The organism is Janthinobacterium sp. 17J80-10 (assembly GCF_004114795.1).
Classification (GTDB): Bacteria; Pseudomonadota; Gammaproteobacteria; order Burkholderiales; family Burkholderiaceae_D; genus Paucimonas.
In genome coordinates, this window is record NZ_CP035311.1 from 533,564 (window position 1) to 556,427 (window position 22,864).

A 22,864-nucleotide genomic window follows, 5' to 3' on the forward strand; every position below is an offset into this window, starting at 1 on the left:
TTCGACATCGCCTCCCTTGAAACGTTTATGCCCTCCCATTTTCGCTACCGCAATGGCGGGGCGATGTTTGGGGTGGAAAAGCTTGCGAAGTGATTAAGACGTGTACCGCCGATCTGGCGCTGCATTGGTACTGCTTCATGCTGTTGCAGCAAGAGCAACCATTCCTCATATCTGCTTGTCTGAAGTAGGCATATTCATACCGCCATACGTAATGAGATTCCACTTCGGTAAGTTGACGCTGCGCACGCGCATCTTGTTCATCATCCTGCTTGCATCGCTGCCGGCTGCCGGCTTGTTCGTGCTGGCGAGTTCCAGACAATATGAAAAATCGCTGCGCGAGGCTGAGAATGCCTTGATGACAATGGCGAGGCTGGCGGCGAGCAACGAAAGCAAGGTGGTGCAAGGAATCAAGGACACCTTGATCGCCATTAGCGAACAGCCTTTCATCCAGAATCTGGACTTGCCGACTTGCCGCACCAAGCTGGCGAGCCTGACGAAGCTGTATCCCGCCTATGACAATTTTTCCTTTATTGATGCCAATGGCAATATTTTGTGTGCCGGCATTCCCCTCGCCGTTCCCATCAATGTAAGGGACCGTCCGTATTTTGTAACGATGCAACGTGAACAGCGTTTCGTCGGCGGTGCCTACCTTGTCAGCCGCGTTACCGGGTTGCAAGCCGCTTCCTTCACACTTCCTCTGCTGCACGATGGAAAATTCAACGGGGCCATCACAACGGCATTGCATCTTGACGAATTTGCTTTCCTGGCGCGCGACATTCTGCTTCCCGCCGGCACCGTTATTGTGATCACTGATCCGCAAGGCATCGTTTTGACACGTCAGCCCTTCCGGCCCGATACCGCCGGCAAGCCAGTGCCGGCGGCAACCATGGGCCGCAGCCTGTCCTTGCAGCAGCCGCATTTTTTGGAAGCGCAAGGGATCGACGGTATCCACCGCTTGTTCGCAGTCGTTCCCAGCCTCTTTGAGGGCAGGCCCTTCTTCTACGTCTACGTCGGGCTCGACAAATCCTTGCTTGCGAAGGCGGCCCGCAAGTCGCTGGCGACCAATCTTGGCGTGTTGGCGCTGATCGTTCTGCTTTCGTACGCCGGCACATGGCTGCTGAGCCGGCGCTTTCTCCTGCATCCCCTGCAGCGCATGATTGCGGCTGCACAAGGCGTGAGCGCCGGCGACCTGACGACCCGGACTGGGCTGAACCATGAAGCCGGGGATATCGGCGAGCTGGCCAGGCACTTCGATGCGATGGCCCACGCGCTAGAGGTACGGGAGCAAGCCAATCGCTCGGCCAGCCAGTACATCGAATACATCGCTCAACACGATCCTCTCACCAATCTGCCAAACCGCCGGCTGCTGGGCATTTCCCTGGAGCAGCAGATCGCCCGCATGAAAGCAGCCGGCCAGCCGCTGGCTGTCCTGTTCATCAACCTCGATCGCTTCAGGCTCATTAATGATTCGATGGGCCAGGCGGTTGGCGACCAGCTGCTGTTAACCGTGGCAATGCGCCTGGAAGACGGCGTGCCGCCCGAAAGCACGGTGGCGCATCTGGGTCGGGATGAATTCATCGGCATCATTCCCGGCGTTGGCGCACAGGAAGTCATGTCGGGCGGCGTCCAGGCGCTGGTCCGCCGGATGACCGAGCCGTTTTTCATTGACGGCGAACGCATCGAGATTGGCGCGACAGTCGGCGTGAGCCTCTTCCCCGAACATAATGAAGATGGGCCAACCCTGGTGCGCTTTGCTGAAGTGGCCATGCATGAAGCCAAGGAAAGTAGCACGCCGATACGCCTGTACTCCCCTGACATGGGGGCCATTGCCATCAAGCGCAGGGTGCTGGAAACCGAGTTGCGGCGGGCTTTGGCTAACCGCGAATTCCTGCTGGTCTACCAGCCCAAGGTCGACGCGCGGGGCAAGCACATTGTCGGCGCCGAGGCGCTGCTGCGCTGGCAGCATCCGGAAAAGGGCTTGCTGTCGCCCGCCGGCTATATCCGCCTGGCCGAGGAAATCCAGCTGATCGTGCCGATCGGCGAGTGGGTCTTGCGCACCGCGTGCTTGCAGAACAAGGCCTGGCAGGATGCGGGACTGCCGCCCATCCAGATCGCGGTCAATGTGTCGGCGCACCAATTCAAGGACCCGGCATTTGTCGACACGGTCAAACGCGCACTGGATGACAGCAAGCTCGATGCCCATTACCTGGAGCTGGAAATCACGGAAGGCGCCTTCCTGCACGGCAGCTGCGATGTGCTGCACGGATTGCGCCGCATGGGCATCATGCTGGCCATTGATGACTTCGGCACGGGTTATTCGAACCTGGGCTACCTGAAGGAACTGCCGGTCGACAAGCTCAAGATCGATCAATCCTTCATTCGCGATATCGTGCGCGATCCGAACGACGTGGCAGTCACGCGAGCGATCATCAATGTAGCCCAGAGTTTGAACTTGAAAGTGGTCGCCGAAGGCGTGGAAGATCGCCCCACCTTTGACATCCTCGAGCAACTGCACTGTGACGAGATCCAAGGCTATTACTGCGGCAAGCCTCAGCTACCTGAAGATTTCAGCGCATTGCTCCAAAGTGGCCATGCAGTGCCGCACGGGTGAGCGTGGCTCAGCCTGGCTGTTTGAGCGAAGCCATATCAATGACAAACCGGTATTTCACATCGCTCTTGAGCATGCGCTCGTAGGCCGCGTTGATGTCCTGGATGCGGATCATCTCGATGTCGGAAACGATGCCGTGATCGCCGCAGAAATCGAGCATTTGCTGTGTCTCTGCAATGCCGCCGATGAGCGATCCGGCCAGGCGGCGCCGCTTCATGATGAGGTTGAAGACTTGCGGGGAAGGGTGCGGCGTGGCCGGTGCGCCGACCAGTGTCATGGTGCCATCGCGCTTGAGCAGTTCAAAGAAGGGGTCGAGCGAATGCGGCGCTGCCACCGTATTCAGGATGAAGTCGAAGGAATTGCGGTGCGCCGTCATTTCGCTCGCATTCTTCGACACCACCACGGCATCGGCGCCCAGTCGTTTCGCGTCCTCGCGCTTGCCAGGGGACGTGGTGAAGAGCACGACCTGAGCCCCCATCGCATGCGCGATCTTGACGCCCATGTGGCCGAGGCCGCCGAGTCCGACGATGCCGACTTTTTGACCGGCGCCGACACGCCATTGCCGCAAGGGTGAATAGGTCGTGATGCCGGCGCATAGCAGGGGTGCGGCGCCCGCCGGGTCGAGGTTTGCGGGAATCTTCAGCACGAACTTGTCGCGCACGACGATATTGCTGGCATAGCCGCCGTAGGTCATGCCGCCGGTATGCATTTCCTCGCCGTTATAGGTACCGACGAAACCGTTTTCGCAATATTGCTCCAGGCCTTCTGCACAGGCACTGCATTGCAGGCAGGAATCCACCAGGCAGCCGACGCCGACGATATCGCCTTCCTTGAAGCGCGTGACCTGGCTGCCGAGCGCCGTGACGCGGCCGACAATTTCATGCCCCGGCACGACCGGATACACAGTATTGCCCCATTCGTTGCGCGCAGTATGCAAGTCGGAATGGCAAACGCCGCAGTAAAGGATATCGATCTGGACATCGTCGGGTTTCGGGTCGCGGCGCTCGAAATCGATTTTGCCGAGCGGTGCGCTGGCGCTGGTGGCGCCGTATCCGGTAGAGGCAAGCATGGCGGGCCTTTCGGTTTTGACAAGCAGAGTAAGTGGACTGGCCGGTTTCAGCCAAGTTCCGGACGGCGCGGGAAAGGGCGGGGATTATTGACGGCCGGGGATATGACGCGCTGCCCGGCGCGGGCAGGACCTACGGCATTTGGTTATGCCAGACGGACTTAGTGGATTGCAAACGCAAGCATGAAAATCTGTAATGCACCTTGATATATATCAATAAAGTCCCTATAGGCAATATGTTCTAATGCGAACAAAATTTTTATCATTGCGTAACCCGCGATGATTATTGTTTACGCAATTCCTTGTGGGGCTGTTTTCTTCAACACAAGGTCACAATGCGCATCGCAATTTGGCGATTCTACCTTGTAATCAGAGGGCTTGAAAAGTAAAAGGCAATACTGGCAAACGGTTCCAGAAGGCGTGCTTTGCCATTATATAAGTTGAAAAAGTTTTCTCACACTAGCGCTATTATGAACAATAAGAATAAAGATAAGCGACCGGGATTTTTCAACTGGATCCAATCGGGAATTCTACCATTTGGATTGATCGCAACGGCCATATTAACTTCAGTAATCCAGTCTGAAATCAAGGACCACAACAAAGTCAGGTTCGAAGTACATTCGAAGGAAATCGTCTCGCGCATTGAGCAGGAATTGGTCCGCTATACCGAAGTTTTGCGTGGCGTGCACTCTCAATTCATTTCAAGCCCCAAGCTTTCCGCCGAGTCATTTGAGCATGCATACAAGACGCTCGAAATCAGCGAACGGCTCCCCGCTATCCAGGCGCTGGGATTTAGCCGGCGAACGGAAAATCCCCAACAAGCCTATGGCAGTCGCAAGGCGCATCCGGTTAGCCAGCGCGCCACCACGCATGACAGCGAACGCTACCTCGTTGAATACGCTGAACCGTTCATTGTAAATAAACTTGCCATCGGCTTTGACCAGCTTAGCGAGCCAACGCGGAGCGAGGCAATGAGGCAAGCCCGCGATAAAGGTGGCCTGGTTGCCACTGGCCCAATCAGACTGCTCAACCCTGTAGATGGCAATGAGGGCGTGATTTTCTTTATGCCGGTATTTGAAGATGGCAACGTGCCGGAAACAATTGCAGACCGGCGAAAGAAGATTATTGGCTTTGTCTTTCTTGCGGTTCGAATTAATGAGGCGCTGACGACGGTATTGAATCCGCAAGTGCTTAAAGGCTTTGATGTCGCCATATCCGATATCCAGGGCTTGAAGCAGACGTTCGAAGGTGAAATGAGCGACCGGATGATCTTCAAAACCTCGGAGTTGGTGGCGGACGGGGCCACCAGGAATTCTTCGAGCGTCTATAAAGAACAATATACCTTGCCCTTCAGTGGCGGGCTATGGCACTTCGAGATTTCAGCGGATCAAAAATACTTTAAAAGCCCGGAATCCTGGATGCCTTTGATGACTGTCGCGAGCGGCATACTGGCAACCTTGTTACTGTTCTTTATTGTGCGCCACCTGCAGGCCCGGCACGAGCAATCACTCATGCAGAAGCTGGCGGCACAATCGGCGCTGATGGTGCGGGAGCGCGCCATTGAGGCCAGTGCAAATGCCATCATCGTTTGCCGTGCCCAGGGTCCGGATTATCCAGTCGAGTACGTCAACCCTGCTTTTGAGCGCATGACTGGCTATGCGCCAGAGGATATTTGTGGAAAGAGCTTAAGAATTCTCCATGGTAGTGATTATGACCAGATCGGCTTGCGTGAAATCCGTGCGGCGGTTAGCCAGCGACGAGAAGGGCATGCCGTTTTAAGGAATTATCGAAAAAATGGCTCAATGTTTTGGACAGATGTCCGGCTTGCGCCAGTTAAAAATGACGACGGGATCGTGACGCATTTTGTGGCAGCCAAGTATGACGTCACGGAAAGCAAGAAATACCAGGAAGAGCTGGAATTTCAAGCAACGCACGATTCGCTTACCGGCCTGCCCAATCGCTCACTTTTGCAGGACCGGCTGGAGCGCACCGTTGCCGATGCCAGGCGCGATGGACGAAAATTCTGGGTTGTCTTCGTTGATCTTGATCGCTTCAAATACGTCAATGACACCATGGGGCACTCTGCCGGAGACATCCTGCTTCAACAGGTTTCTGAGCGGCTGAAATCGGTATTGCGAGCATCGGATACGGTCGCGAGACACGGGGGCGATGAATTTATCCTGATTATCGGCGCCAGAGATAACAGTGAGTTAAACGCCAGCATCATTCAACGCATCATGGATGAATTGGCTGATCCGATAAAGGTGAATTCGCAAGAGTTCTTCGTCACGTCAAGCATTGGAATTGCTGTCTACCCAGACGATGGAACAGAGTCGGAATCCCTGATCAAGCATGCTGATGTTGCGATGTATCGTGCCAAGGAACTGGGTAGAAACAACTATCAATTTTATTCAGCCGAGCTCAACCACAAGGCACTCGATCGCCTGAAACTGGAAAAAGATCTACGTCTGGCGTTGGAGCGCGACGAATTCGTTTTGCATTACCAACCGCAGATAAGCCTGGACGACGGCACTCTCGGGGGCATGGAGGCCTTGATACGATGGAACCATCCGAACCTTGGTGCCGTTTCGCCAGGTCGGTTCATCAGCCTGGCGGAAGAAACCGGACTGATTGTCCCAATCGGTTATTGGGTCATCGAATCGGCTTGCCGGCAAAACAAAATTTGGCAAGACGCCGGGTTTCCCAAGATTCGCGTCGCAGTGAATATGTCGGCCAGACAGTTTGCCGAAAAAAACCTGGTCGACACAATCATCAACATCTTGAACGCAACCGGATTGGCGCCCCAGTACCTGGAAATTGAGCTCACCGAAGGTATGGTGATGCAAAACGTCGAGTATGCCATCGGCGTTCTATCTGCCCTCAAGCAAATTGGTATCCATGTGTCGATTGACGATTTCGGCACAGGCTATTCGAGCCTGGCGTATTTGAAGCGTTTTCCAATCGACATGCTGAAAATTGATCAATCGTTTGTGCGCGACATTGCGGATGATGCAGACGATGCCGCCATTGTCCGGGCGATTATTTCGCTATCTCACAGCTTGAGGCTCAAGGTCATTGCCGAAGGCGTGGAAAACGAAGTGCAGCTGAATTTCCTGAAATCTAACCACTGCGACCAAGTCCAGGGATACTATTTTTCCAGGCCGCTGCCAGCCCAGGAGATGGAAAAATTCCTGCATTCCACATGGACAGTGCCGGTTGCTGGATGATTTTTTAAATGCGGGTGCTTACTCTTGTAAGAGTGCCGCCGATTTTTTTAAAATTTAATATACGTAATTAAGACAGTGAAGTCGTGCATTCGGAAACAACACGTGCGGGGCTGATGCTTTATTGATCGCGATTTGATTGCAAAACGAGATTCCGCCATGCGCGAAAACCTTCCGATTACCCACCACGAATTCATACTGGAAAATGGCAGACCCATTGTCTCCAAAACCGACCTCAAGGGAAATATCCTTTATGTGAATCCCTACTTTGTCGAGGTGAGCGGCTATACCGAAGCGGAGTTGCTTGGGGCTCCCCATAACCTGGTACGCCATCCTGATATGCCACCCGATGCGTTCAAGGATTTATGGGCGACATTGAAGGCAAAGGAAATGTGGTCGGCACTGGTAAAAAACCGCCGCAAAAATGGCGATTTTTATTGGGTCAAGGCCAATGTCGCGCCCACGGTCGAAAATGGCGAAGTAACAGGGTATATCTCGGTGCGTACCAAGCCCACGCGAGATGAAATCACTGCAGCTGAAACACTGTATCGCGATATGCGCGAAGGGCGGGCAAAGCGGCTTAAAATCTTGCGCGGCCATGTGGTCCGCACCGGCATCGCAAACATTTTTGACCAGATCCGGCATGCGTCGATCGAGAAGCGAATTGCATGTACTGCGATTTTTCAGATGATCATTCTTGCCAGTCTCGGCGCATATTTCATTACCACCGCCGACCAATCCGCCGGCGTGTCGCCGCTGCCTTTGGCGGCCATTGCCGTTGGCATGGCCGCCATGGCGACTCAGTGGTTTTCGCTGCATCGGCGGGTCATGCTGCCGCTGATTGACGCTGTCAACACGGTGAAAAGAATTGCTGGGGGTGATCTTTCGCTGTCGCTGCAAGCGACACGACGCGACGAAGTAGGACGCCTGTTGCAAGGCGTGCAGCAGATGAACGTTACCCTGGTTTCCCTGATTGGCGACGTCATGAATAATGTAAATTCCATGACGCATGCCACCAAAGAAATCGCAGCCGGCAACATGGATTTGTCCAGCCGGACAGAACAACAAGCGTCCAGCCTGGAACAATCGGCTTCGACGATGGAAGAGTTTGCTGCGACGATACGCCAGAATGCCGATAATAGCCTGAAGGCACAATCACTTGCCCGATCAGCGCATTCTGTCACGGGAGAGGGACGTAAAAAGGTGGATCATCTTGGAACGACCATGACTGACATCGTGCAGTCTTCCAGGCAGATCCGCGACATCGTCACCTTGATTGACGGGATCGCTTTTCAAACCAATATCCTCGCGCTGAATGCTGCCGTCGAGGCCGCGCGAGCCGGGGAACATGGACGTGGATTTGCCGTCGTTGCGACCGAAGTTCGCACCCTGGCGCAGCGCAGCGCGGCAGCAGCAAAAGAGATTGGCAACTTGATTTCCACTTCCGTCGAAAGTGTCCGTGCCGGTGAGCGGATGGTGCAGGAAACGCAAGGCATGATGCAAAAAATCGCTGAATCCGTGAAGGATGTCGACGTGATCATCAGTGAGATCGCTCTTGCAGGCAACGAGCAGGCGACGGGAATTCAGCAAGTGAACCAGGCCATCTCGCACATGGACGAGGTGACTCAGCAAAACGCAGCACTGGTAGAAGAAGCCGCAGCTGCATCATCAAACCTGTATGACCAGTCAAACCAGCTCAGGGAAGCGATTTCTCTCTTTAACATTTCTCGCAAGTAGGGAGTACCCCGTTGCGGTAATTTACGCCGCGGCCATGCGAGCCAGGCTGTATTACAGAATTGTAAGCTTGCAGTCAGTATGGCGTTGGCATGCCCTAACTAGAATGGCACCATGGATCAGCAGCGGTATATTGCGGCTGGTCCAGTCACTTGGTTAATTTAGATAGGGCTGATATGAAGATTTATAAAAAACACACGCATGCAACAGCAATTACGCTGGCTCTCGCGACACTCTTGACTGCAGCAAGCGCACAAGCCGGCGACGGACTGGTGCAAGGGCTGGATCCAATGAGCCAGGCTGTGGGGCAGAACTCTGTTCAAGCCCGCGCGGGCGCCTTGACGGCGGCGGTGAATGTGAACCGCGCAAGTTCGGGTCAGCAATCCAATGTCGAGAGCTTTGCAGGGCCGGTGCAGCCGTTGGATCCCTTGAGCCAAACATGGTATCTTCACGGCAGTCAAACTGGCTCGCCTGCAAGCTCGCATGGTAGCCACGGTGCAAACTAAAGAACCCAGTTGTTGAAAGTGCCACCTTGGGCCGTATGCACTACTTGTACGGCGCAAGGGGCAATCCTCCGCCAGGTTTTTTATACATGCACTTTTGAATTGTCAATTTCATACGATGCCGCATTCCGGGTTAATGCAAGTACGCTAATGAAAGTTCTGATTGTCGAAGATGAGGCGAAAACCGCGGATTACCTGCGTAAAGGTCTGACAGAACGCAGTCATATCGTTGATGTCGCCAATAACGGCATCGATGGCAAGCATTTAGGCACTGAAAATGACTATGATGCGATCGTTCTGGACGTGATGTTGCCTGGAGCTGATGGGTTTGCCGTCCTGGAAGGCGTGCGGCGCGTACGTCAAACCCCGGTGATCATGTTGACGGCCCGCGATCGCGTGGAGGACCGGATACGTGGGCTGCAGGCTGGCGCAGACGATTACCTGGTGAAGCCATTTTCATTTCTGGAATTGGTGGCCCGGCTCGAGGCTGTCGTCCGGCGTGCCAAGCCTCAGGAAACAGCCCAGTTGCAGGTCGCCGATCTGCACATCGATCTAACCACCCGCAAAGCGATGCGGGCTGGTGTGCGCCTCGACTTGACCTCGAAAGAATTCGTCTTGCTCACTACGCTCGGGCGGCATGCCGGGCAAATCCTGTCCAAGACAGAGATCGCAGAACGGGTCTGGGACATGAATTTTGACAGCAATACCAATGTTGTCGAAGTGGCGATCAAGCGCTTGCGGACGAAAATTGACGACCCGTTCGAGCACAAGTTACTACATACGGTACGGGGAATGGGCTATGTCCTTGAGTCCCGCCTGCGTAGCAGCGACCAGAATGGCGTTTCAAGGGTGAACTGATGCGTTCGATTGCGGTAAGGCTTGCCGTCGCATTTGGCCTGACGGCATTGGTGGTGTTCTCGCTGACAGGCATTGCGCTGTACTATGCGCTGGCTGAAACGCTGGGCAGGCAAATTGACGAGGACCTCCACGGCAAGCTCGAGGTGGCTGAGCGACTGGTAGGCAGTGTGCGAACGATCGAACGATGGGATGAGTTGCGCAACACCCTCGCCACGATTACGACGACTGATGGCAATACGCGTTTCTGGATTGCTTGCGCCGATTCTTCCCTCAATTATGGCTCGCAATTTCCCCATTCCAGTCACCCGCCGACGGATGGTAAGGTCCGAATCTTGCGGCTAAAGGACCATCCGTACGCAATGAAAACCTTGAGCAGTACCTTACGTCCGCTCATAGAAATTCCAGAAGTCCATTTGGTCGTGGGTGTCAGTACCGGGCCAATGTATAAGACCTTGAATGCCTTTGCGGTTGCATTGACTGCAATCACATTGGCGGGCATTGCCATCGTTTCTCTGTTGGGCTTCCGGTTTGCCCGCTACGGCTTGAAGCCTCTCATCGATCTGTCAACAGGGGCCCAGTCACTCAATCCTAAAAACCTGTCACAACGCCTGGCGCTGGGATCGAAAGTTTCGGAACTGGTCCCGCTGGCCAACTCGTTCAATGGCGCGCTCGATCGGCTGGAAGCTGCTTATGTTCAGCTTGAAAGCTTCTCCGCGGATGTGGCCCATGAATTGCGTACGCCGCTTGGCAATATCATCGGCATGGCGCAAGTCGCGTTGACACGTGAGCGCAGCGAGTCCGAGTTGCGTGAAACGCTGGCGTCAGCCCTGGAAGAACTGGAGCGTTTAAGCGCAATAGTGACCGATATGCTGTTCCTGGCCAGGGTTGAACAAGGGGAGGCGCTCCATAACCTGGAATCAGTGTCATTGGCGGCCGAAGTCTATAAGACGATCGAATTTCTTGAACCCTTGATTGAAGAAAAGTCGCTTTCGGTCCATACCGTTGGCGATGCCGTCATTCCTGTGGATAAAGCCTTGTTCCGGCGCGCGATGAGCAATCTCTTGCATAATGCAATTCAGTACTCTGCGGCAGGCGCAAGGCTGCAAGTAGAAATGCATCAATCGCAAGATGAATGTGTTATTGCGGTATCGAACCCGGGAGATCAAATTGGCGAAGAATCACTTCCGAGGCTATTTGACCGTTTTTACCGTGCGGACCCGTCACGTGTCTTCAGTGCCGGTAATCATGGACTCGGGTTGGCAATTGTAAAGGCGATTGCCACGATCCATAAAGGCAAGGTATTTGCAAGAAGCGGCGGCGGCATCAATACCTTTGGACTGACGTTCTGGGCTGGGCAGCCAATGCCCGCGCATTCTTCCGTTTCAGGCTTTCAATAGTAGAGGAACCCCAGGGCTTCGCGCAGACGATCTCCGGTGCTGCGCATGCGGTCCCAGCGTTCCATCGAGACATCGCCTTGACGAAACTCCCGGAAAAATTCGTTCGACTGGAGTTGGGTCATGATGGCTTCGATATTGGCAGGGCTGCTGTTGGCAAAGCCGAATTTCTCGCGCAAGGCCTTCATGCGGCTTGCCATGGAGTCGCCAGCACCTGCAGCGGCTTCGGCGATCTGGACGGGCGCTCTCGGCGTCACCAAAATGAGCGCCGAGCGCTGCAGGTCATTGGTCTTCTTGTTCGAAAACAGGTACTGCACCACGGGCACATCCTGCAGTCCCGGCACACCGTCACGCGTGCTGGAAGTCGATTTTTCACTCAATCCACTCAAGACCAGGGTGTCACCCAGGTTCATTACAACGTTCGCGTTGGCCGTGATTTCGCCGATCTCGATCTGGTAAGCCACCCGGGGGTTGTCGGAACTGGCGTTCAGAGAAGTTCGCTGCGCCTCGACCTTGAGCTGAACGCGCCCCTGCGGCAGGAATGTGGGCGTGACGGCCAGCTTGATGCCGAAGCGTTTATCCAGCGGCACGATGGTGGTGCCGCCCTGGACGCTGGTCGAGACCACCCCGGCGCTCAGGTTGGTGCCTGAAAAAAACTCCGATGGCAGGCCCTCGATTGCGGCCAGGGTGGGGCGCGCCAGCACTTCGTTCACCGAATTGTTGGCGTTGGCGATGTTCAGCGAATAGGACAGCGCCGGAATGGTCACGGCCCGCGTGATGGCGGTGCTGACTGTGGCGGCGGCATTGTTTACGCTATTGTCGGTGACGACCCTGGAATAAGCGGGAACGTTGCCGGCCACCGAGCCAAGCTGGAGCGTCAACGCGCTGAGCAGGTTGACGCCTTTGGATGTCGAGATGAGCTCCTGAGTGGACAGCAGCACCACATCGATGAGCAGCATGCGCGGACCGCTGTCGGCCGCATCCGCGCGCGCCGCCGCTGGCGCGGCGACGGCAGGCGCAGCCGGCGCCGCGTCAACGTCCGACTTGGGGCTGGCACCGGCCGGCGCGGGTCTTTCAGGGGGGGTATAAACTTTATTCGGCAAGGTGAATGCCTGCGCGAGTTCTACGGGGCGCTCCCTGGACGGGACTGGGGGCATGCTCGTCCGCACCATGCCCGCAGCGGCCAGGCTTTTTGCGCCGCCGGCGTCCTGCTCCTGCTTGAGATAAAAAGACTTCCATTGCGCCAGCCGCCGATCCACGCGCTCGAGCTCAAGCCCGCCGCCGCTGAGCTGGTTCAATCGCTCTCGCATCCGGTCGGCCTGTGCAAAATTTTTGCAGGAGGCATACACCGAAATGCTCGACCGGATGAAGCCCCGATTCGGCTCCATCGGCGTTTTCTGGAATTGGTCGGCCATGGCGCAAGCCGTCCGGGCATCCCCCGTCAGATACGACGCCACCATCAAGCCGTAAATGGACACGGCGCTCTCCGGGGTCATCAGCAAGACCTCGGAAAATGCCATCCTGGCGCGGTCGAACTGCTTGAGGTCCATGTATGCCAGCGCCAGGAATTCCTGGGCGATCCAGTTGCCCGGATCGATGCGCAGCGCCTGCTGGTAGCCTTCCAGGGCCATTTCATTTTTTTGCGTGTCGCCCTGTCTGGCTTGCAGGTGGTAGACGAAGCCGTTCAGGAAATGCAGGTGCGAGTTGCGCGGGTCCAGCTGCAAGGCTTCGTTGACCGCCAGATGGGCTTGCGGCAGTTCCAGGCGCTGGATGAAGTTGACCGCCACGGTGACCTTGGCCAGCATCTCCGAATCGTGCGAGCCCACTGGCACCAATGGAAGTTCCTTGACCATGTCGGCGAAGGACTTTGCAGGCTCTTCAGCCCACGCGGCGGGCAGCACGCAGAGCGCAGCCGCCATCGCTGCAGCGATTTTGCCGCGGCGGACGGTTTGGGCGATGTTTTTCATTTTTTTCATTAGCGCGGCCCTGTCGATGAAAAGATCAGTTGATCGGTGGCCTTGCCGGAGCGGCCGGCCATGCAACCCAGCTTTTCGCCGGGCGTGACCGTGTATGCGCCGGGACTGCCGCCGTCGCCGCCATACGGACCATAGGTCTTGCCACGGTTGGTTGTGAAGCTCAGCTGGTCGACGCGGTCGCCGCTGCGATAGTCGACACGCACGATGTACTCACCCTCCCGCAGCGTCACGTCTGCCACCAGAGTACCGCCGCCCTGATTGCCCTGGGCTGGCGCCCAGCCCCGTTTGGCGTACCTGAACTGCACCATGTCCATGCTGCGCCCGGTGCGCACCCGGAAGCCATTGACGTATTGGTTCCCGCATGTTGCATCGTCGCGCCAGGCGCCGCCACCGCCGCCACCCGCGACTTGCGGCCCCGATACCGGTCCGGCAAATGCAGAGTCGGGGCTGCCGTTGCGACCGGCATCGACACCGTCGTTCAACCAGTGCTCCAGCGCATCCGTGTAATTGCCCTTGCCGAGATTGCTCTCGAGATCGGGGTAGCGATCCAGGTAGTCTGCGACGCTGAAGTCGGCACTGCCTTGACGGCCTTGCTCGATACCATTGTCCAGCCAATGCTGCAATGCACATTGATAATCTTTTTTGCCGCACATTTCCTGCACATCGAGGTAACGGTTGCGGTAGTACCTGACGTCGAATTCAAGGCTGCCTCGGCGTCCCTCACTGATGCCGTGGTCAAGCCAGTGCGTCGCCAGATCGACGTTCGCCTTCACGAGATCAGGATACCTGTCGTAGTAATAATCCCAGTCGAACACGGATGCCGCGAACCTCGGATCTGGCCCCTTCTTGTGTTTTTTCTTCTTGCCGATGCCCTTGAAGGCGTTGCCCGCCGCATTGAAGGCATTGGTGGCGGCGTTTGAGGTTTTATTGGCCACATCGCGGGCGGCATTTTTCGTCTTCTCGTACTCCTTGCGAGAAGCTTCCTCTGCCTTGCGTGCCGCGTCCTCGGCCTTTTTCAATTCGGCGTTGGCAGCATTGCTGATCTTCTTCAATTCTGCATTGGCGGCGCTGGCAGTATAGCCGCTCAGATTTTTGTATTCCCCCGCAATCTTGTTGAGCGCCGCCTCGAGTTCCTTGCCGACGCAGCCGCCGATCCTGGTCGGATCGACGTTGGCGCCGCCCTGGCCTTCAAACACGTCAGCGATGTTGGTGCTTGCCTGTAGCGCGACCGTTGTCTTGATCTCAAACGGGTTTGCGCAGCTTGCGGGGACATCGATCGTCAGCGAGCTGCCGCTCAAGATCACATTCACCGCCTGACCAACGACATTTCCCTTGAGACTGATGGTCTGCGTGCCTTTGTCGATATCGGCCATGGCTTGCATCCTGATCTTGAGCCTGCCCAGCGGACCCAGCTTGAGGGTGATAGCTTCGCCGGCTAACCCATGCAGTCCGGATCGGCCTGCGGACGCATCCAGCCAGCCCATCTTTTGCCCCAGGATGACCGTGTCGCCCGAAATTGTCATGAACGGCCCGTTCTGGGCCAGAGGTCCCAGCAAGGCGATATTGAAATACCTGGGGTCGTTGGGCCACGGCTTGCTGCTGTCGCCAAAGCGGTATTCCGGCGCCGGTTGCGGATTTTTCATCTGAAATACCGACAGGGGCTTGGTCGCATCCAGCAAAGCATGTTTGAACGATTCGATGTTGCGGATGAAGCCGCCGCCATACTGGGCCAGGCGCTTATCAGGCGTTGCCATGGCCACCATCACATGCGCAGCATCTTCCAGGGTGAAGTTGGATGGGGTGGCCATGCGAAACTGGAAGTCGAGCAAGTCCAGGGCGCCCGCAGGATCCAGCGGCGTTTGAAACTGGATGAGCACCTTCTTGTCGTTGACGCCCTTGAACGCTGCATTTCCCTTGTAACCGAAGGTGAGGGCGTTGTTGATGAAGAATGTGGCGTCCGTCAGGTTCATCGGTGGCGTGGTCAGCGGCAGCCTGGCATTTGGCGCAAACTGGAATTCCACATAGGCCTCCGGCTTCAAGGCCTCGGCCCCGGCTTTTTTCATGGTGTCGCCATGTTGTACGGCACTGGCCATCCCAGCCCCGGCACCCGCGCCGCCTGCCAGATCGATGGGGATCGGCATCACCACGGCCGCGCGCATCGTCAGCTGGTCGCCCTTTACCCCAAAGGCTTCCATCGTCGACTTGATGGGGCCGCCCAGATTGGCGCGGGCCGCCAGTTGCACGCCGCTGGCGAAGGAAAGCGCGTTGACGTTGAAGTAGTTCTCGCGCACAACCTTCTGCAGCTCGGGTGGCATCTTGACGGTATCCAGGTCGAAGTCCGTCGTGGAAATCGAGATGATCGGTGAGCTCAGCGAGGTATCACCCATGACCTTCTGCACCTTGTCTCCTAGCAGCCTTGGCATGGCGAGCTTCTTTTCGATCACCACCAGGAAGGTTTGCTGGGCTTGGCCGCTCGTGAAAAAATACAGTTGCAGGGGCCCCGACTGGGTGGCATAACAACCTGTGAGGTTGCCACCGCAACTCGTCTTTTTCAGGGCGCCGACCATGTTTTGCAATTCTTCCCTGGCGTCGTCCACGGGAAGCGCGCCCAGCATTTTTTTCAGGCTGGGCGAAACATCCGGAACGCCTTGCGCTTGCACCGCTATGGGGAATGCGAGTGCACCGAGCAGGAGGAAGCCAGCCTTGAACATTGCTTTTTTCATGGGGGGCAAAAGTGGCTATAAAGCCAAGAGTATAGACATTTCCAAAAGGAAACTTCCTGAGCGATTCTGAGCAAATCTGAGCGTTCGCCGTCTGGAAATACGTGCCGTGTGGCACTACAAAGTCCACTGTGAATTTCCAGAGATAGCAAAATTTCGCGCTGAGTGCCGCAATGGATGATGCACAGGCATCCACTGAAATCACTGAAGACCTGGTCTCACGAATGGTCCGTGATCAGCGGCAGATCTTGGCTTTCTCGTAAAAGTGGAAGCCAAGGCTGCGTAACGTATTTACCGGAAGTTGTTGGCCGCAAGCTTCCGTGACCTTGCGTCGCAAACGACGCATTTGCGTATCTAACCGGCGCTGGTCATATTCCAGGAAATCTTCCCCTAACGCTTCGACAATGGTTCTTCGCGTAACGCATTCGCCTCCGCTCATCAGTGTCAGCAAAACGATGTGGTCTTGGCCGGAAAGCGAGATGCTGATCCCCTGGGGCGAGATCAGCCGCCTTGGTGATGCAGACAGCTGCCAGTACGATGGGTCATCAGGAAGGAGCTGAGGCGCAACCATTTCGCCGTCATCGAATTTGCGCTGGGTGATGTCGCGTGCCACGCCGATTCTTAGCTGATGCTCTTCCGACCAAGATGCCGACCAACTGATATAAACGACCTGTCCATCCTTGCGTATGTAGCGGTTTTCAAAATAGCGCTGGAGGTAACCGCCCATCACTCTGTCGATCGATTGCAGCGTTCTCTCGCGGTCTTCGGGGTGGACGAGGTCAAGCATCTGTTTACCCACCATCTCTGCAGGCGTATAGCCAAAAATCCGTTCGCACGCACCAGTGACGGATACGCACTTGCCTTGCGCGTCAACCGCGCAAATCGCGTCGAGCATCAAGTGTCCGTAGTCGCTTTTCATGGCGCCGTCTTTTTATTCATGTGGTGCACTTTCAGGAATTGATCTCGATCGTCGTTCTTCATGCCAGGGACGGTCTGGCGTGGCAGTCGGCTTTGGCGCTGGACATGGCGGAAAACGACATTTTACGGAATACCAGGGCCGCTTGCAGCTTGTATTGAAACAGGCAAGCGTTACCTCTCGAGACAATGGATGCACTGACAATGCCTGCTATCTGGTTTGGGAGGGTAACTCGCCAGGAAAATGAGCAATGATGGCCAAGCCCAATGGGCGTGCACCTGCGTTAGCCCCTGACCTTGGCAACAGGGCTATGCCGCAAGCGAAATGCATCCGGCATGCCCGACCCCAAAAGCGGCCGCAGATACAAGCGGAAGGCATCGGTAATGTCCGTGCCGCTGGCGGCAATGAATTCATCTTCCATGGTGCGCGTCTTGCCTGCCACCGCATCGAGCGCCAGCAATTCGTACTCGACCGAGTAATAGCCGGTGCGCCTGATCGCCACCGAGCCGTCGCGGTCGCCCCAAAACGCAAATTGCACCGCCTTTTCGCCGACTTCGCGCGCTTCGCGCTGGTCCACGTCCGACACGCAGCCGATGAAGGAGCGCTGCAGGTAGCCGAAAGTGTCGCCGCGTACCCGCTTGATGCCGAGCTTCGACTTGATTTCCTCGCACAGCAGATCCGCCAGCGCGCCGGTACCGGAGAGTTGCACATTGCCATGCGCATCATGTTCCAGATCTTTGGCCAGCAGGCTGGCAATGGGCGTGCCGGACGCATCGTGGATGCCTTCGGAGACGGCAATCACGCAGCGGCCGAAGCGCTCATAAGTCGCCTTCACATCGGCCAGGAATTTTTCGAGAATAAAGGTGCGTTCCGGCAGATAGATCAGGTGCGGGCCATCGTCCGGGAATTTCTTGCCCAGTGCCGACGCCGCCGTCAAAAAGCCGGCATGCCGCCCCATCACCACGCCCACATACACGCCGGGCAGCGCAGCGTTGTCCAGATTGGCGCCGGCAAAGGCCTGCGCCACGAAGCGCGCGGCCGATGGGAATCCCGGCGTGTGGTCATTGCCAACAAGGTCGTTGTCGATGGTCTTCGGGATGTGGATGCTGCGCAGAGGATAGCCAGCCTTGCGCGCTTCCTCGGACACGATGCGTACCGTGTCCGAGGAATCGTTGCCGCCGATATAAAAGAAATGTTCGATCTCGTGGGCGCGCAGCACCTGGAAAATTTCCTGGCAATACTTCAGGTCCGGTTTGTCGCGAGTGGAGCCCAGTGCGGAAGAAGGCGTATTGGCGACCAGTTCGAGGTTATGGCTGGTTTCTTGCGTGAGATCGACAAACTCTTCATTGATGATGCCGCGTACGCCATGGCGCGCCCCGTACACGCGCTCGACCTGCCGGAAACGCCGCGCTTCGAGCGCCACGCCGACCAGGGATTGGTTGATGACCGCAGTAGGGCCGCCACCTTGGGCGACCAGGATTTTTCCGGAAGGCATTCGGTTCCTCCATGTTGTTATCGATATCGATCGGCGCGTGCGTCGATTCTATACCCTGCTGCATCCAGAAAACCGAAACCTACCTGCGCGATGTGCCGGGCGAATGCGCCACTTGCGCTGCCATTACCGGCCTGCACCGGGTGCCGCAACCGGATGCGCTGCGATAAACTCGCCTGTCAGGCGGCAGGTTTCATCCAGGTATTCATCGATGAAGCCATGGCGGGCGCCGTCGATGATGGCAAGCTGCGCATGCGGGATCGCGTCTGCCAGAATTTGCGCATTGGCCGTTGGATTGACGCGGTCAGCCGAACCATGCAGGACCAGGGTCGGGCAGTCGATGTCGGGCAGCCGGTCCCATACGTCGTGGCTTTCACTGGCCGTGAAATGCAGCTTTTTTGCAAAGTCTGGCGTGGCAGCCGATGGCAGTGAAAACTTGTGGTGCTCCAGGTATGCGGGGCTGTAAAACACGTCGGCCATGCCGGCTGTATCGCCCTTGACGAATAGTGCCGAGACCCAGGGTTCTCGTGCGACGCCATGGCGGTTGCCGGGCGTAGTCGCGCCCAAAATCAGGCTGGCCACGCGTGTGCGATGCTTGATCGCCAGCCACTGGCAGACACGGCCACCCATCGAATAGCCGAATACATGCGCACGTTCAAAGCCGGCGGCGTCCAGCACGGCAATGGCATCATCGGCAAACATTTCGGTGGTGTAGGCCGGCGCCGCAGGTTTGTCGCTGTCGCCAGTGCCGCGGTGGTCATACCGGATCACTGTGCAACGGCTGGCCATGGCAGCGGAAAATTGATCCCACAAGTGTCGGTCGAAGCTCTGCCCGCTAATCAGCAGCAATGGGTCGCCGGCACCTTGCACATCATAGGCAATGCGGGTGCCGTCAACGGCGATGGCAAAAGGCATTTCATTCTCCGAGTGTCGTATCGAAAGGCGGCGCAACGCCGCTGTTCCGCCTTGCTGCCACTCTGTCATGAATCGCTTACTTTCGTCCAGCGGCGGGGACCGCAAACCCCTGATTTTTCAAGCCAGTTTTAAGCTGCGGCGCAGGCGCCTTCCTGCGTTTCAGCCGGCTGCATAACCGATGCAAGCATTCTGTCCATGGTTGTAATATGGGAAGTGAGCCACTGGGAGAACAGGCCGCCTATTTCCCTTCCCTCTGCTACGGCGCCTTCCTTGACGCGCAGATTGGCATACCGAAGCGCGTTCAGGGCCTGGCCATGCTGATCGCGATGACATGCGATGCCGGGAAAGGCGATTTCTTCCATCGCCTGTTCTTCCGCCTTGAAATGATCACGGACTTGCTGAAGCAATGCCTCAAATACCGACGGAAAATCGGCATCGGACACCGATGAAAGCTGATCGAGCTGTTCGTGCAGCATCTGGTGGGACTCATCCATGAAGGCGATGCCCAATGCGAACGGATTTGACAAAGACTCGGGAGACGGATTAATACACATACATGTTTTCTTGAAAAGGAAATTGGCTACGGCTCCGTGCATCGGGCAGGCGTGAAATACGTAGCGGCCCGATGCAATAATGACGATGCCGAGCGGCGATGGTAGAGCTCGCGGCTGAGAATTTGGTTGATTTAAGTCAAAGTGCCCAAAACCGGTTGACTCCAAGGAGGGTCGTAGACATTCATCTTTAAACACGCTTCCAAATAAAAAGGCTGCATTCTTGCGAACGCAGCCTTTCTTTTCCTTTTTAACCCCAGGTCTTAAGTCAATTGCATCAACTATGCTACTCCAGCAACAGAGTTATGGCACGAGTTGCAATGAGTTTGGCGGCCTGCGGATCCTACAACATCAAACGTCAATATTCCCCGCCTGGAGCGCATGCGATTCAATGAACGCCCTGCGCGGCTCGACATCATCGCCCATGAGCGTGGCGAAGATCTGGTCTGCTGCAATCGCATCTTCGATCTGCACCTTCAACAGTCGGCGCACGGCCGGGTCCATCGTGGTTTCCCACAGCTGTTCCGGGTTCATCTCGCCCAGACCCTTGTAGCGCTGCTTGGAAACGCCACGCTCGGCTTCGCTGCGCAGCCATGCCATCGCCTCGTGGAAATCGTGGATCGCGAATTCCTTGACCTTCTCGCCGGCGCCGCGACGCACCAGCGCGCCTTCGCCGATCAGGCCCTTGAATGTCGCTGCTGCCGAAGACAGCACCGCATAGTCGGGGCCGGCGACGAAGTCGGCGTCGATCACGGAAACTTTGAGGTTGCCATGGTGGCGGCGCAGGATGCGCAGCATGTGCTTGTCGGACAATTCATCCGACGACACTTCGACCTGCACCGCCGGATCATTGATGGCCTTGGCCATGACCTGGGCCGATTGCTCGGCGTCGGCGACCGTCTCCAGGTGCAGGGTCACGCCGGTCATGATCGCCGACAGCGCGGCCGCATCGACCGCGCGCGTCAGGCGCATGATGATGGCATTGGCGGTGTTGTACTGGCGTACCAGCTCGGCCAGCGCATCGCCGGTGATCGGTGCCGCGTTTTCGGTCGGGATCAGCGCGGCGTCCTGCAGCGCAACTTCCATCATGTAGGTCGCTTCCTCAATATCGCCCTGCAGGTAGCGTTCGTCGCGGCCATGCTTGACCTTGTACAGCGGCGGCTGCGCGATGTACACGTGGCCGCGTTCGACCAGGAGCGGCATCTGGCGGTACAGCAGCGTCAGCAGGAGCGTACGGATGTGGGCGCCGTCGACGTCGGCATCGGTCATGATGATGATGCGGTGGTAGCGCAGCTTGTCGATGTTGAATTCGTCGGCGCCGATGGAAGTTCCCAGTGTCGCGATGAGCGTGGTGATCTGCTCGGACGACAGCATCTTTTCGAAGCGTGCCTTCTCGACGTTCAGGACCTTGCCGCGCAGCGGCAGGATCGCCTGGAACTTGCGGTCGCGGCCCTGCTTGGCCGAGCCGCCTGCGGAGTCACCCTCGACGATGTACAGTTCGCACAGGGCAGGGTCTTTTTCCTGGCAGTCGGCCAGTTTCGACGATAGCCCCAATCCATCCATGACGCCTTTGCGACGTGTCAGTTCGCGCGCCTTGCGGGCTGCTTCGCGCGCGCGCGCAGCTTCGACGATCTTGCCGCAAATGATCTTGGCGTCGTTAGGCTTTTCCGCCAGGTAGTCGGTCAGGGTCTTGGCAACGATTTCCTCGACCGGGCCGCGCACTTCGGAAGACACCAGCTTGTCCTTGGTCTGCGAGCTGAATTTCGGCTCTGGCACCTTCACCGACAAGACGCAAGTGAGGCCTTCGCGCATGTCGTCGCCGGCCACTTCGACCTTGGCCTTCTTGGCGAATTCATGTTCTTCGATGTACTTGTTGATGACGCGGGTCATCGCCGCGCGCAGGCCTGTCAGGTGGGTGCCGCCGTCACGCTGGGGAATATTGTTGGTGAAGCACAGCACCTGCTCGTTGTAGGCATCGTTCCATTGCATCGAGACGTCGACTGTGATGTTGGTGCCGTACTCGGACACCTTTTCGCCGGTGGCCTGGAAGATGGTCGGATGCAGCACCGACTTGCTCTTGTTGATGTATTCGACAAAGCCGCGCGTGCCGCCTTCGAACGCAAATATTTCTTCCTTGCCGGTGCGCTGGTCGGAGAGCTTGATGCGTACGCCATTGTTGAGGAAGGACAGTTCGCGGATGCGCTTGGCCAGGATGTCGTAATGGAACTCGACATTGTTGAAGATTTCTTCATCGGCCCAGAAGTGCACTTCGGTGCCGCGCTTGTCGGTGTCGCCGATGACCTTGATCGGCGAGACCAGCACGCCATCCTGGGTTTCCGTCTCGCGGTTTTGCGGGATGCCCTTGGCAAATTCCATGTAATGGGCTTTGCCATCGCGGCGGATGGTCAGCTTGAGCAGCTTGGACAAGCCGTTGACGCAGGAGACGCCCACGCCGTGCAGGCCGCCCGAGACCTTGTACGAGTTCTGGTCGAACTTGCCGCCGGCGTGCAGTTCGGTCATGACGATTTCGGCAGCGCTGCGCTTGGGCTCGTGCTTGTCGTCCCACTTGATACCGGTCGGGATGCCGCGGCCATTGTCGGCCACCGAGATCGAGTTGTCGGCATGGATGGTGACGTGGATTTCGGTGCAATGGCCAGCCAGCGATTCATCGATCGAGTTGTCCAGCACTTCGAATACGCAATGGTGCAGCCCGGTGCCGTCGGAAGTGTCGCCGATGTACATGCCGGGGCGCTTGCGCACCGCTTCCAGGCCTTCGAGGATCTGGATCGAGGAGGCGCCATACTGGGCTTGTTGCTGCGGCTCGCGCGGAGTTTCCGGGGTTTCTTGCGGTAGTGCGGACATTGGCTGCCTTTACAAAAACTGACGACTGAATAAAGCTAAAGAACG

Annotated in this window: 14 protein-coding genes; 6 read left to right on the top strand and 8 right to left on the bottom strand. The window is 56.9% G+C overall.

Going from position 1 to position 22,864, the window contains the following annotated elements:
• Positions 1-211: 211 nt before the first annotated feature.
• Entirely contained in the window at positions 212-2,611 is a 2,400-nt protein-coding gene (locus tag EKL02_RS02285; RefSeq protein ID WP_128900523.1) for an EAL domain-containing protein, read from the top strand.
• Positions 2,612-2,618: 7 nt separating this feature from the next.
• Here the strand turns inward: EKL02_RS02285 and EKL02_RS02290 are convergent, their stop codons facing one another.
• Positions 2,619-3,677, bottom strand: a complete 1,059-nt coding sequence (locus EKL02_RS02290) for an NAD(P)-dependent alcohol dehydrogenase (protein ID WP_128900524.1) — start codon at positions 3,675-3,677, stop codon at positions 2,619-2,621.
• Between the two features lie 467 nt (positions 3,678-4,144).
• Here EKL02_RS02290 and EKL02_RS02295 point away from each other — a divergent pair, with 467 nt between their 5' ends.
• The 5 genes from EKL02_RS02295 (at position 4,145) to EKL02_RS02315 (ending at position 11,390) form a co-directional block, all read left to right on the top strand.
• Complete coding sequence (locus tag EKL02_RS02295; protein ID WP_128900525.1) at positions 4,145-6,901, top strand: EAL domain-containing protein; 2,757 nt, start codon at positions 4,145-4,147, stop codon at positions 6,899-6,901.
• 156 nt (positions 6,902-7,057) lie between these two features.
• On the top strand, positions 7,058-8,635 hold the full coding sequence (locus EKL02_RS02300) for a PAS domain-containing methyl-accepting chemotaxis protein (protein WP_128900526.1): 1,578 nt from the start codon (positions 7,058-7,060) through the stop codon (positions 8,633-8,635).
• A 173-nt stretch (positions 8,636-8,808) separates the two neighbouring features.
• Entirely contained in the window at positions 8,809-9,138 is a 330-nt protein-coding gene (locus EKL02_RS02305) for a hypothetical protein (protein ID WP_128900527.1), read from the top strand.
• A 147-nt stretch (positions 9,139-9,285) separates the two neighbouring features.
• Positions 9,286-9,993 (top strand): heavy metal response regulator transcription factor, encoded by a 708-nt coding sequence (locus EKL02_RS02310; protein WP_128900528.1) that lies wholly within the window; start codon positions 9,286-9,288, stop codon positions 9,991-9,993.
• Complete coding sequence (locus EKL02_RS02315; RefSeq protein WP_128900529.1) at positions 9,993-11,390, top strand: heavy metal sensor histidine kinase; 1,398 nt, start codon at positions 9,993-9,995, stop codon at positions 11,388-11,390. The genes EKL02_RS02310 and EKL02_RS02315 overlap by 1 nt, the downstream gene beginning before the upstream one ends.
• Here EKL02_RS02315 and EKL02_RS02320 read toward each other — a convergent pair.
• The 7 genes from EKL02_RS02320 to gyrB form a co-directional block, all read right to left on the bottom strand.
• On the bottom strand, positions 11,384-13,354 hold the full coding sequence (locus EKL02_RS02320) for a secretion protein (RefSeq protein WP_128900530.1): 1,971 nt from the start codon (positions 13,352-13,354) through the stop codon (positions 11,384-11,386). The two genes, EKL02_RS02315 and EKL02_RS02320, sit on opposite strands and share 7 nt — an antisense overlap.
• 8 nt (positions 13,355-13,362) lie before the next feature.
• Entirely contained in the window at positions 13,363-16,086 is a 2,724-nt protein-coding gene (locus EKL02_RS02325) for a jacalin-like lectin (RefSeq protein WP_128900531.1), read from the bottom strand.
• Positions 16,087-16,318: 232 nt separating this feature from the next.
• Entirely contained in the window at positions 16,319-17,002 is a 684-nt protein-coding gene (locus EKL02_RS02330) for a PAS domain S-box protein (RefSeq protein ID WP_128900532.1), read from the bottom strand.
• Between the two features lie 280 nt (positions 17,003-17,282).
• Positions 17,283-18,494 (bottom strand): 6-phosphofructokinase, encoded by a 1,212-nt coding sequence (locus tag EKL02_RS02335; RefSeq protein WP_128900533.1) that lies wholly within the window; start codon positions 18,492-18,494, stop codon positions 17,283-17,285.
• Between the two features lie 123 nt (positions 18,495-18,617).
• The gene (locus tag EKL02_RS02340) at positions 18,618-19,406 is read right to left on the bottom strand and encodes an alpha/beta fold hydrolase (RefSeq protein ID WP_128900534.1); all 789 of its coding nucleotides are present in this window, start codon (positions 19,404-19,406) and stop codon (positions 18,618-18,620) included.
• Between the two features lie 128 nt (positions 19,407-19,534).
• Positions 19,535-20,125: a hemerythrin family protein gene (locus EKL02_RS02345; protein ID WP_128900535.1), complete on the bottom strand. Its 591-nt coding sequence runs from the start codon at positions 20,123-20,125 to the stop codon at positions 19,535-19,537.
• 183 nt (positions 20,126-20,308) lie between these two features.
• A complete protein-coding gene (gene gyrB / locus EKL02_RS02350; RefSeq protein ID WP_128900536.1) occupies positions 20,309-22,819 on the bottom strand; it encodes a DNA topoisomerase (ATP-hydrolyzing) subunit B in 2,511 nt (836 codons plus the stop codon).
• Between the last annotated feature and the right edge of the window lie 45 nt (positions 22,820-22,864).